At 63.7% G+C, this 11,776-nt stretch carries 9 protein-coding genes and 1 pseudogene; all 10 read right to left on the bottom strand.

Annotated elements, in window-relative coordinates; all coding sequences use genetic code 11:
- Positions 1-10 precede the first annotated feature (10 nt).
- Positions 11-970, bottom strand: a complete 960-nt coding sequence (locus LDO29_RS09805) for a hypothetical protein (protein WP_224079581.1) — start codon at positions 968-970, stop codon at positions 11-13.
- 77 nt (positions 971-1,047) lie between these two features.
- Positions 1,048-1,797, bottom strand: a pseudogene (locus LDO29_RS09800) (SUMF1/EgtB/PvdO family nonheme iron enzyme); the annotation flags it as partial.
- Positions 1,798-2,190: 393 nt separating this feature from the next.
- On the bottom strand, positions 2,191-3,699 hold the full coding sequence (locus LDO29_RS09795) for a sulfatase-like hydrolase/transferase (RefSeq protein WP_224079580.1): 1,509 nt from the start codon (positions 3,697-3,699) through the stop codon (positions 2,191-2,193).
- An 18-nt stretch (positions 3,700-3,717) separates the two neighbouring features.
- Positions 3,718-4,692 carry a Bug family tripartite tricarboxylate transporter substrate binding protein gene (locus LDO29_RS09790; protein WP_224079579.1) on the bottom strand — a complete coding sequence of 325 codons (975 nt, stop codon included), beginning with the start codon at positions 4,690-4,692 and terminating at the stop codon, positions 3,718-3,720.
- Positions 4,693-4,799: 107 nt separating this feature from the next.
- Positions 4,800-5,744: a LysR family transcriptional regulator gene (locus LDO29_RS09785; RefSeq protein ID WP_224079578.1), complete on the bottom strand. Its 945-nt coding sequence runs from the start codon at positions 5,742-5,744 to the stop codon at positions 4,800-4,802.
- A 192-nt stretch (positions 5,745-5,936) separates the two neighbouring features.
- Positions 5,937-6,158 (bottom strand): LysR substrate-binding domain-containing protein, encoded by a 222-nt coding sequence (locus tag LDO29_RS09780; protein WP_253074120.1) that lies wholly within the window; start codon positions 6,156-6,158, stop codon positions 5,937-5,939.
- Positions 6,159-6,183: 25 nt separating this feature from the next.
- Entirely contained in the window at positions 6,184-6,591 is a 408-nt protein-coding gene (locus LDO29_RS09775; protein WP_224079577.1) for a hypothetical protein, read from the bottom strand.
- Between the two features lie 318 nt (positions 6,592-6,909).
- Positions 6,910-8,082, bottom strand: a complete 1,173-nt coding sequence (locus tag LDO29_RS09770) for a porin (protein ID WP_224079576.1) — start codon at positions 8,080-8,082, stop codon at positions 6,910-6,912.
- A gap of 141 nt (positions 8,083-8,223) precedes the next feature.
- A complete protein-coding gene (locus tag LDO29_RS09765; RefSeq protein ID WP_224079575.1) occupies positions 8,224-10,623 on the bottom strand; it encodes an arylsulfatase in 2,400 nt (799 codons plus the stop codon).
- A gap of 33 nt (positions 10,624-10,656) precedes the next feature.
- Entirely contained in the window at positions 10,657-11,769 is a 1,113-nt protein-coding gene (locus LDO29_RS09760; protein WP_224079620.1) for a formylglycine-generating enzyme family protein, read from the bottom strand.
- Between the last annotated feature and the right edge of the window lie 7 nt (positions 11,770-11,776).

The raw sequence follows: 11,776 nt of genomic DNA, 5'->3' as shown, positions 1-11,776 counted from the left end.
GGCGGTAGCACTACTCCCTCATTAGGAGCCGCTTTGCTTCCTTCTCAAGATCCTCGTATTGGGCCTTCTCCACGGTGACAGCGACACCGAAGATCTTTCCACCCTTGAACCTGGCGGGTGACTTGTATTCCTGGCTTACCGCATCGCCGCTGTCGTAGCCAACACACAGGCCGTCCCCACTGAGGGTGAATTTGCCAGCCTGCGTCTTCATCGGACCTTCCGCGACAACCTGATCATCGATGTAAAGCTTCGCCTTGCCGACCGATTCGCCGTGCTCTCCAGCCTTTTCCCGGATGAACTCGAGGCCGACGGTATGCTTGCCTGGTTTCACGTCGATCTTCGAGACCAGGTGCTGCTCGGGCTTGATGCCAAGAAAGTTGTAGACGTAATGGAGTTTCCTGTTTTTCAGGAACAGCGTGTGCCCACCGAAGCGCGATCCGTGAGCGAAGATCACACCCGACGCATTGGGATCGGTCACCTCAATGTTCCCAAGTATCTTGTACGAGCGGTTTCGGACGTTGACCGCCACCGACTCGGGTGTTGGCGCCGTATCGGGATAGTAAATATAGCGTTCGTGCGCCGGCTCTTCCGATGGCCGTTCCAATGCGAGGATCTCAAGCGGCGTCCGGTCGTCGAGCGGCAGCACGTGGTTCTTGTCGGCCTCTTCGAACCATGCCTTGACCAGCGCCTGGAGCTTTTCAGGATTTTCCTTGGAAAGGTCCTTCGATTCGGCCCGGTCGACATCCACGTGATACAGCTCCCACGCGTCCTGGTCGAAATGGCCCTTCCCTGCCAGCGGTGAGTGAACCGACGAGACTTTCCAGCCATCCTCCCATAGGCCACGCGTGCCAAAGAGCTCGTAATATTGGCGGTGCTTCTTCGTCGGGCCATCCGGTTTGGCGTCGAAGGTGTAGCGCATCGAGACACCGCTCAGCGGATACTGCTCCACGCCGTGGTAGACCTTTGGCATCTCCAGCCCAGCAATCTCCAGGATCGTCGGGACAATATCCACCGAATGGTGGTACTGATGCCGGATCTCGCCGCGCGCGGGAATGTTCTCGCTGGCGATGTGCCGGTTGCACCCCCGGCCTTCGGGCTGACTACCGGGAAGCGCTCCTGCTTGCCTTCCCAGATGTTTGCCATTGCCTTGCCCTGCGGAGTAAGCGTGTCACCCCAGACGTAGGTCGCTTGCTCGAGCCCGCCTCGGGCAGCAAATTCCCACTCCGCTTCTGTCGGCAGTCGCTTGCCCACCCACTTTGCATAAGCGAGCACGTCTTCATATGAAACCTGCACGACCGGATGGTGCTCCTTGCCCTCTATGGTGCTCTGCGGTCCCTGCGGGTGGCGCCAGTTTGCCCCCGGAACGTAGGCCCACCACTGGGCGTAATCGTCCAGAGACACCGGTCGATCCGTGCCGACAAATACCATCGCACCGGGTACCAACACACTTTCGGGCGGCATCGGGGTGCCGGGAGGAAGCTGCACACGTAGCGTTTCCCAGTCCGGCTTACGTTCCGCAGTTGTCACGTAACCCGTCGCCTGAATGAACTTGGCGAATTGGACGTTGGTGACGTGCGTGCTATCCATCCAGAGGCCATGCACGCGTACCTTGTGCACCGGGCGCTCGTTACGCTGGGCTAGTTTGTGGTTGCTCCCCATCAGGAAAACGCCGCCGGGGATCCAGACCATGCCTTCCGGTCCGTCCACCCCGTCGCCTTCAACGGCCCGCGGGTGACCGGGGCTCCGGCTGGCGAGGATGAGCGACACCCCACCGCCGATGGCTGCGCATGCGCCCATGCATAACGCACCCCAGATGACTTTGCGTCGAGACAATCCGCTTAGCTTGCCAGTCTCCCACACCGGAGAGCGCCGTTGCTCTCTACCTCGATTCGGTTTCCGATGGTCGCTAGATTTCATTGTTCCGGGGAGACAGCCATGTTCTGGCGCAATGCAATAAGCCTGGGAGAGTGACCACGGTTGCTCTGTGGGGCATTCGCTAGTGCTACGGTGAGAGACCGCCGACTCGCAACAGCCGGGAATTTTCATTCGCACTCTCGCAACATGGCGCACTGATTGATTCCCTTGTCATGCGGCTAAGGCTCAATATAGGTGACCGGTCGAATTCCGGATGAAGATTCCCACGCCAGACGTGCGAAAGTGCATAGACGAATGCTTTCTGGCCAATACCCTTCAACTACGAAATCTGTGGCTTTGCGAATCGATGGTGTCGTTCGTCGCCGGCGCCACACAGATGCCGTTGCCAGTGACCGGCACCGGGGTGGCGCCGGTGGCGCCAATACCGGATGCCACTTCCGTGCCCCCGACGCGTTCCACCAGCGCAAGCTGATCCGCCTTGGCGCGCACATCGAGCGCCTCCGGATCGCATATCTGGTACAGCGCCGCGCGCATCCGCACCAGTGCGCCAGCATGGACGGGGTCCGCGGCGAGATTTCGCGTTTCCTCGGGATCGGTTTCCAGGTCGAAAAGCTCCGGCTCGAAGCGGACGTAATGGTGATACTTCCAGCGCCCCTTGCGCAACATGAAGCCCGCAGTGTTGCTGCCGGCGGCATGGTATTCACTGAGGATGGGCCGCTCCGGATCGGCGGGCGCTTCGGCCAACTCGAACAGCGAGCGGCCGGGACGCTGCCCCATTTCCGGCCCGGCATCGATACCAGCCCCTTGCAGGATGGTCGGGAACAAGTCGAGCAGGTCGACCGGCGTTTCGCAAACCCCGGGCTTCACGCCGGGGCCCGCCAGGATCATCGGCACGCTCACGCTCTCCTGGTATAGGGTCGACTTGCCCCACAGCCCGCGCGCACCCACATTGTCGCCGTGATCCGAGGTGTAGACGATATGGGTGGAGTCGCCCAGGCCCAATGCCTCCACGGCGGTCATGATCTGGCCGACGCTGTGGTCAAGGAAACTGCATAGGCCGTAGTAGGCCAGGAAGGCATCGGCCCGCTCGGCTTCGCTGGCGAATCGTTCCTCGCTGCGCTCGAAGGCCGCGTAGGCTTGCACCCACGGGTGCCGCGCATAGCCGGTGGAAGGATGCAGCTTGGCCGGCGGGATCTGTTCCGGCCGGTACAGGTTGAAGAATTCCGGCGGGGCGATGAGCGGGAAATGCGGCGCGACCAGCCCCACGTACAGCACGAAGGGCCGATCGTCCTGCGCCGCGCCCTCCAGCCATTCGATGGCGGTCTGCGTCACCGAGCGGTCATAGGCGGTATAGGGCGACTCGCCCGCGCCCACGGTTTCGCCCAGCATGCGCTTGGCGCCTTCTCGCTGGATGTACGGGTCGCGGATCGACGCCCACACCATGCCGTAGCCGCCCACCACGTGCATCGGGATGTGCTCGCGGTCGAAGCCGTTGGGATCATCCTCGGAACGGTAGTGCAGCTTGCCGATGCTTTCCACGCGCACACCCTGATCCTGCAGCACGTGGCCCCAGCCGCGCGGCGTGCCGGTATAGGGCAAGGCGTTGTCCCAGTGGCCGGTCTGGTGCACGCGCAGCCCGGTGGCAAAGGCAGCCCGGGCCGGCACGCAGATAGGGCTGGGCGTATAGGCGTTGGCATAGCGCACGCCACCGGCGGCAAGCCTGTCGAGGTTGGGTGTCTGGATGAAAGGATGGCCCGAGCAGCCCATGTAGGCGGGGTTGTGCTCGTCCGACATGATGACGATGACGTTTCGGCGTTGCGGCATGAATGGGTTTCCAGATTTTCAGGCGTCCCGCGTATAGCCGCTGGACTTCACGATCGATGCCCAGCGGGCCTGGTCCCTGGCGATGCGCGCACGCAGCGCGTCGACGCTAATGTCGTTCGGGCGGTAGCCCAACTTCTGCAGTGTCGCTATGAACGCTGGACGCGTCGCCGAAGCAGCCACTGCTGCGCTCAGCTTCGCACTCGCGTCTGGCGGGGTGCCGGTACGGGCGAACACAGCGAAGTAGTCCGTGATGGACAGCCCCGGAAAGCCAAGTTCGGCAAAGGTCGGCACCTCGGGCAGATCGGGCGCACGCTTGTCGGCGGTCGATGCCAGGATGCGCAGCTTGCCGGACTCATGTGCCGGCACCAGGTTGGGCAGTGTGGTGATCAGCGACGGCACCGTGCCGCCGATGGCGTCGGTCATTGCCGCCGAGCCGCCCTTGTAGGGAATATGCGTGAGCGGCACGCCCGAGGCCTTGGCCAGCATCGCGCCGAGGAAATGCATCGCGGTGCCGGTGCCTGGCGTGCCATAGGCGCCGAACCGGCTGTCGCGTTTGGCCACCGCCAGGAAGTCCTTGAGTGTCCTGGCCGGGCAGCTTTGCGCCACTGCCATGCCAAAGTCAAATTCGCAGGCGCTGCCAAGCGCGATGAAGTCCTTGACCTGCGTGCGCAGGTCCTTGGCCGTATGGGGATAGAGCGTGAGGCTTGTGGCAGGCGTGAACAGAAGCGTGGCGCCGTCGGCCGGCACCGCGGCCACTGCGTCGCTGGCAAGCTGGCCCGAGGCGCCGGCCTTGTTCTCGACCACAGCGGTGTAGCCAGAGGCGCGCATGCCTTCTGCCAGCGCACGAGCCACCACATCGACCGCACCGCCGGCAGTGAAGCCGACCACGATCCGGATGACCTGGCCGTTGCTGGCGCGAGCAAGTGGCCCGGCCAGCGCGCAGGCGCTGCTGGCGACGGCGGTCGCGAGGAATTGTCTGCGATGGGGGCGCAACGTTGTCTCCTGAAGTGCACCTTTCTGGGTGCTTGTTGTTCGCTAGCGTATGGTGCTTCCGGACGTCGGACAAATATTATTTAAATGTCTGAGACATAAGATTTTTTCTATATCTTGTTCGCTTGCACCAGCGTGCCCGGCAGCAGCCGTTGCACGGACAGATTCCGCACCACCTGCTCCAGCGACCGTTCGACCGCCTCCGTTGCCGCGGTCAACTGGCGCAACGGCACGCGCACAATCGACTGCACCCGCTTGATCTCTGGCTCCACGATGCGCCGTGCCGTCACCAGAGGCTTGTCTGCACGCAGGCGCCCAAGCGCGGCAGTCTCCGGCAGGATGGCGCACGCCAACCCCTCCTGCACTATTGCAAAACACATCTCCGGATCATTGATCTCGTAGCGGACATTGAGAGGACAGTTCAGCGTCACGGCGGTCCGCTCCATCAGCCGCCGCAGATCGTGATCCCGGTCCGGCGCCACCAGCGGCCGAGTGCCGATCGCGGCGAAGCGGATGGTCTCGTCGCCATCGGCGAACGCGGTCGCCGGCCCGAACAGCGAAAAGCTCTCTTCATAAACCGGCCGCGACTGTGCGGTGGGCAATTCGAAGGCATTCGGCATCAGGGCAAGGTCGACCTGCCGGGTTTCCACTGCCACGCGTACCTCACTAGACAGCGCGCTGGACAGCAACAGCCGCACGTCCGGGTAATGCGCCTCGACATAGCGATAAAGCGGCCCGGCGATCAGCTGCGCCACCGACCCGGCCAGGCACAGCCGCACCGACCCGCGGGGCTTGCCCGACGGCGCCACCACCTCGTCGCGCAGCCCCTCCAGTTGCGCCAGTATCGACCCGGCACGCTCTTGAAGGCGCCTGCCCTCCGCCGTTAGCGACACGCCGCGCGCATGCCGCTCTAGCAGCGCCACGCCGAACTCCGCTTCCAGCACCGCAATATGCTGGCTGAGCGCGGGCTGCGCAACGCGCAGCAAGGCCGAGGCGGTGGAGATGCTTCCCGTCTCTGCAATAGCGACGAAGTACCGGAGCTGGCGTGGGGTCATCGGGCTGTCCTTAGGGGCGACTGAGCAGGGATTGTGCCGAACGGGCGCGCGCGGGGAGCCGGCGACATCGCGGTTAATTCCGCTGACAGCCCGGTGCGCATGACGGACGAGCGCCTTCGCGATACGCATACAAAGCGCATGGCAACACCGCATCGATCAAGCTGGCTGCTGCGGTCGATAATAGCGATGCTGTCAGCGGGGAATCGTGCACTCGTCGACGAGCGCAGAAAGCCGCACCTCGCAAAAGTCAAGATATGCCCTGACGATCGCGGACGGATGTCGGTGCGAGGGATAAAGCAGGTGGATGTGTTGCTCGGGCATCGGTTGTTCGGGTAGCAGCGCCACCAATTGCCCTGTGCGAATCGCTGGTGCCGCAAGGAAAGGGGGAAGTTCGATGATGACGTCGCCCGCCAGTACGCGGCTGCACAGTGCGGCGCTCTCACCAGTGCGTCCGTTGGACGCCCAGCATACGCCGGTGCGCGGCCCAGAACAGGACTCGCAGCGGAAAACCCAGGCCTCCTGTCATAGCCTGACGGCAGTGCTCGGCAGGAAGTTCCACCGAAACACCCAGTTCAGCCGCCGACGCGTAGCAGAGGATACGCATGCGTGCATCGCCCCAGCGCATGCGGTCGCCGAGCATCTCACGCAACACTTCGGCATAGGCAAGATTGTCCATGCCGCGCTCCGCTTGCCGTGCGGAGCGTTGGATATGGCGGCTGAGCTGGCGAACCTCGTGCAACAGGTCCATCAGCCGTTCCATCGGCGTAATCGCCTGTAGGGTCTGGCTTGCAGCAACCGCCATCCCCTTTCTAGGGATCGGTGTCGTCGGGAAATCATGAACCACCATCGTTGTGTCTCGGAAAAAATCCTCTGGCCGTGCCGGCCAGGCTGTCGCATCTCAGGGCCAGTGTCGCGTGGCAGGCGGCAAATCGCCCCCTTCGGCGAAGGCCAACAGCCCGACAGGCCGGCCTCGAACTCAGGAGCTCCGGCCCGCCGCGCGAAGTCGATGTCAACGCGGATCGGGTTACGATCGTCCGCTAGCGAATAAGAAAAACCCGGCTTGCGCCGGGCAAAGGCCACCGGGATCCGACTTCCGGTGATGTTGCAGACTTCGATCAGCATCCAGGCGCCGGTGTGCCCTCAGCTACCTGTTCGAAAGTCAGAATCAGAAGACATGCCGCACGCCAGTCGTCACACCCACCATATTCTTCTGCCCCGGCGCCTGCGGATAATTGAACAGGAACAGCGTGAAGGGACCATCGTTGCCAAGGCTACCGTTATGCGCCCAGCCAGCCGAAAGATAGACGTCGGTGCGCTTGCTGAGTGCGTAGTCGGCAACGAAGCTCACTTGCTGCGGGTTGGCGGGATTCGTGGCAACGCTGCTGTTGGTCGAAGCGAACTTCTTGACGTTCGAATAGAAGTAGCCCAATTGCATGTCTAGCGCCGGCGTGAACCTGTAGTTCACCCCTGCAAACCAGTAGTCGTCACGCAAGGCAGTGTTGCCGTTGACGAAGGTCTGGTCTCCCCAGCGATACCCCGCCATCAGCTTGAGCGGCCCATTGGTATAGCTGCCGGCCACGCCCGCCTTGCGTACCTTGCCGGTGTTGCCGACCGTCGCTGCCGGGTTCCACTGGTCGTAGGCAATGCTGCCACCGAAGTTCTGGCCCAGGTACGTCAGCGCGCCGCCCCAGGCCGTGTCGTCTCGCGGCGCGCCGGGCGTCTCGCCGGCGCCGCCGCCGTAGAGCAAGCCGCCCGCGCCAAAGGATGACACCGGTAGACCCGCACCGAAGGAGTAGTGTGCCAACGCCGTCAGCGGACCAAAGTTGCCCGCATACTTGATCGTATTGTTCGGCTTGTAGTCCAGGCCGACCCACCAGATGCCCGGCTCGTAGGCCGGTGCAAAGCGCGTCGGCGAGAAGTTCACCATGGACTCCATGAAGCTGGAGTACTGCTTGCCGAATGAGAGCTTTCCGTACGCATTCCCAAGGCCCAGCAACGCCTGGCGATTGAAGAGCCCGCTGCCGCCAGTGAAGGTGCCGGTATCGGTGTTGAACTGGCTTTCCAGCGTGAAGAACGCATACGCGCCCCCACCGAGGTCCTCTCTCCCTCGCAAGCCCCAGCGGGATGCCGAAAGGCCACCCTGGTTTGGCAACCCGAAGCGACTGCCAACGGGCGCAGTGCCTAAGGTTCCCAGTCCTGGCGCAGACGGCGCTGTAGCCACACGATTGACATACTCGACGCCCAGGTCAACGACGCCGTAGAGCGTGACGCTAGTCTGGGCGTGCGCCGTCCCGGCCATGGCGCCAACCGCCGCCATGGCGATAAGTCTCCTCTTCATGCTTTGTCCTCTCCTGTTGTGGTCTGTTCTTTTGATCTGTCTTCCGACGGCCTTGCCCGCCTCAGGCTGTCGCTGCGGTGGGACGGCCGCCGTGAAAGGAACACCGGGATACCGGCATCTGGCCGGCACCCCTCCTTGCGCTTACCTCGACGTACTCGCCTGGCTTTGCGCGACCGTCCTGTCGCGCAGCGCGATGTCGAACGTCACCTTCTCCAGCTTGCCGCTGAACCTGAAAGGCACGTCATAGTCCAGGCTGACCGGTGTCCCGGTATCGGCACCTACGTCCAGCGTTTCATCGAACGAGATCCGGAACGGAATCGTTCGCTCGAATCGTCCCTGCCCCACTGGCTGGCCATCAACGCTGAGCGTGCCCACACCACCCTTGCCCGGGCCACCGCCGTCGTACTGGAAGTCAAAGGCGATGACGTGCTTGCCGGGCGCCAGCGCCCTGGCTGCCGCCACTTCGTAGTGCGCCTGGTCAAGGAAGTTGTAGTGGAAGACGGGCACGCCGCCGCGCAGCATGAGCGCGTAGCCACCGAACAAGCCTCCGTGCGTCACGATCACGCCCTGATCGCCGCCCCGGGTCTCTACCTCGGCGGTAATGCGGTAGGACTTGTTCTTGATGTCCGGCGCGGCACCTTCCGGAATGCGCGTCATGCCGTCGAAATACGTGAACGAGGTGCGCCCGCGAGTCAGGCTCGGTCGGATCGCAGGATTCAGGCGTGCAACCTTGGTGTTGTCGATCGGCAGCACGTTGTACTTCTTCGCCTCGCTGTAGAACAGATCCTGCATCGCCTTCAGGCGGGCCGGTTCTTTGGCGGCAAGGTCGACCGACTCGCTGAAGTCGTCGTCAATGTGGTAGAGCTCCCATTTGTACCCCGTAATTGGGTCCACATCCGGTCCCGCAGGTACCCACGGCGCATCGGGTGGCGTGGTGGCGGCGATCCAGCCGTCGTGGTAGATCGCACGGTTGCCAAGCAGCTCGAAGTATTGCGTATTGCGCAGGGACTTTGCCCTTGGCTGGTCAAAGGTGTAGGCCATGCTGACACCCTCGATCGGCTTCTGCGCGACGCCGTTCACCGACTTCGGCTCCTTGATGCCCGCCACGTCCAGGATAGTCGGCTCGATGTCGATGACGTGATGGAACTGGCTGCGCACGCCGCCAACGTCCTTGATGCGCGCCGGCCACGAGATCACCATGCCGTTGCGCGTGCCGCCGAAATGTGACGCCACTTGCTTGGCCCACTGGAACGGCGTGTTCATGGCATGCGCCCAACCGACCGGATAGTGGTTGTATGTCTTCCAGGTGCCGAGATCCTTCTCGTGCGCGAAGACATCCTTCAGGTCTTCACTCTTGCCGTTGAGCCATGCAAATTCGTTGAACGCCCCTTGCAGGCTGCCTTCGGCAGACGCGCCGTTATCGCCCATGATGTAGATCACCAGCGTATTGTCGAGCTGGCCCGATGCCTTCAGCGCATCAATGACGCGCCCCACGTTGTAGTCGGTCTGCTCCAGGAAGCCCGCGTAGATTTCCATCATGTGGGCGTACAGGCGCCGCTGCTCCGCGCTGAGCGAATCCCACGCGGGAATGCCGGGACTGCGCGCGGTCAGCTTCGTGCCCTTGGGAACGACCCCCATCCGGATCTGGCGCGCCAGGATCTCCTCGCGCATCTTGTCCCAGCCCTGGTCGAACTTGCCCTTGTACTTTTCCACCCACGCCTTCTTCGGGTGATGCGGCGCGTGTGTAGCGCCAGGCGCGTAATACGCGAAGAACGGGCGGTCCGGTGCCATCGCATGCTGCGTGCGCAGCCAGCGGATGGTCTGGTCGGCCATGTCGTAGTCGAAGTGATAGTCAGGATTGCCGATGTACGGCTCGACCGGACGCGTGCCGTCGAATACGGCCGGGCGCCACTGGCTGGTGTCGGCACCGATGAAGCCATAGAAATGCTCGAAGCCCAACCCGGTCGGCCACAGGTCGAACGGGCCGGCCTGGCTGCTCTGCCAGTCCGGTACATTGTGGTTCTTGCCGAACCACGCGGTGTTCCACCCGTTCTGGCGCAGGAGTTCGGCAACCGTGGCGGTGTCCTTGCCCATCAGAGAGTCATAGCCGGGGTAACCCGTCGCCCCCTCCATGATGAGCCCCGTGTGCGCACTGTGGTGATTGCGGCCAGTCAGCAGCGCGGCGCGCGTGGGCGAGCACAGCGCTGTCGTATGGAACTCGTTGTAGCGCAGACCGTTCTGCGCAAGCCGGTCAAACACTGGCGTGTTGACCGGGCCACCGAAGGCACTGGCCGCACCGAAGCCGACATCGTCCAGCAGCACCAGCAGCACGTTGGGCGCCCCCTTTGGCGCGTGAAGGGGCTGCGGAAAGTCCGACTTCGAATCCCGCACGCTCTGCGCAATCATGCCCTTGAAGGGCGCTGGCGGCTTGGGCAACACCTCCTGCGCCATTGCCGCTGCGGTTGCCACGGCCAGACTGGCTGCTGCGAGCACGCGTGCCAGGCCCGCGAACCGTGTGCTTCGGACACATCTGTTCTGCATAAGGTCTCCTCGATTTGGATATGAGAGTTGCGGTCAGGACCTCGACCGCTGCCGCTCCCATTGGTCGGCATCCATCACCAGCCGGAAGCCCAGGTGCGACATGCTGGTGTAGGGATCGGTGCCGCGACGGGCGCTGGGCCGGTAGCTCAGGCAGTAGTCTTCGTTGCAGAGGAAGGAGCCGCCGCGCGTGACGCGCTTGGGCGCAGTCACGGGCACGCCGGGCTCGCTCGGGTCCCATGACGCCACGGGACCTGCGGGATCGTCGATCCGCTTGCCCAGTGCGGCCTCGCGCCGGAACTGGTCGGCGCGGTACCAGTCCGCCACCCACTGCCACGCGTTACCGGTCATGTCATAGAGGCCGTAGCCGTTGGCGGGGAACGTGCCGACCGGGCTGGTGCCCAGCGCGCCGCCCGCCTTTGGGCTGATCACCGGGAATGGCTGGCCCTGCCAGACATTGGCCATCTGCTTGCCGTCCGGCGCGAATGTCTCGCCCCACGCGTAGGTGGCCTGCTCCAGGCCGCCGCGCGCGGCGAACTCCCACTCGGCTTCGGTCGGCAGGCGCTTGCCGGCCCACTTGGCATAGGCCTGTGCGTCCTCATACGAGACCTGCACGACCGGATGATTGTCCTTGCCTTCGATCGACGTGCCCGGCCCGCCCGGATGGCGCCAGTCGGCGCCATGCACATAGCGCCACCAGCGCGAATAGTCCTGCAGCGGCACGGGCCGCGAGGTGCCCACGAACACCATGCCGCCCGCGACCATCGCGCTGTCGGGCGGGCGCGGCGTGCCGGGCGGGAGCTGCACCCTCAGGGTTTCCCAGTCAGGCGCCTTCTCCGCGGTGGTGACGTAGCCGGTGGCTTCGACGAACCTGCGGAACTCGGCGTTGGTGACATGGTGCTGGTCCATCCAGAAGCCGTGGATGCGCACCTGGTGCGCGGGCTTCTCATTGGCCTGCGCCATCTTGCTGTCGCTGCCCATGAGAAATTCGCCGCCGGGAACCCAGGCCATCCCCGAAGGGCCGTGCTGCCCGTCTCCCAGCACAATCCCTGGTGCGGATAGCGGGGATGTGGCCGAGCGTTGCGAGATCCAGAGCGCGCCAGCCGCAGCGGTGCCAACAAGAACTGCCGCAGTCAGAACCGGCGCCATCCAATGG

The sequence above is a fragment of the Cupriavidus laharis genome, from assembly GCF_914271435.1.
Classification (GTDB): Bacteria; Pseudomonadota; Gammaproteobacteria; order Burkholderiales; family Burkholderiaceae; genus Cupriavidus; species Cupriavidus laharis.
Note: the sequence above shows the minus strand (reverse complement) of the source record. Positions and strands in the feature narration are given on the sequence as shown.

Bases quoted from the DNA above. Each gene is read 5' to 3' on its own strand.
- LDO29_RS09805 (WP_224079581.1), bottom strand. From the start codon at position 970: ATGCCAAAGGTCTACCACGGCGTGGAGCAGTATCCGCTGAGCGGTGTC.
- LDO29_RS09795 (WP_224079580.1), bottom strand. From the start codon at position 3,699: ATGCCGCAACGCCGAAACGTCATCGTCATCATGTCGGACGAGCACAAC.
- LDO29_RS09785 (WP_224079578.1), bottom strand. From the start codon at position 5,744: ATGACCCCACGCCAGCTCCGGTACTTCGTCGCTATTGCAGAGACGGGA.
- LDO29_RS09775 (WP_224079577.1), bottom strand. From the start codon at position 6,591: ATGGTGGTTCATGATTTCCCGACGACACCGATCCCTAGAAAGGGGATG.
- LDO29_RS09770 (WP_224079576.1), bottom strand. From the start codon at position 8,082: ATGAAGAGGAGACTTATCGCCATGGCGGCGGTTGGCGCCATGGCCGGG.
- LDO29_RS09765 (WP_224079575.1), bottom strand. From the start codon at position 10,623: ATGCAGAACAGATGTGTCCGAAGCACACGGTTCGCGGGCCTGGCACGC.
- LDO29_RS09760 (WP_224079620.1), bottom strand. From the start codon at position 11,769: ATGGCGCCGGTTCTGACTGCGGCAGTTCTTGTTGGCACCGCTGCGGCT.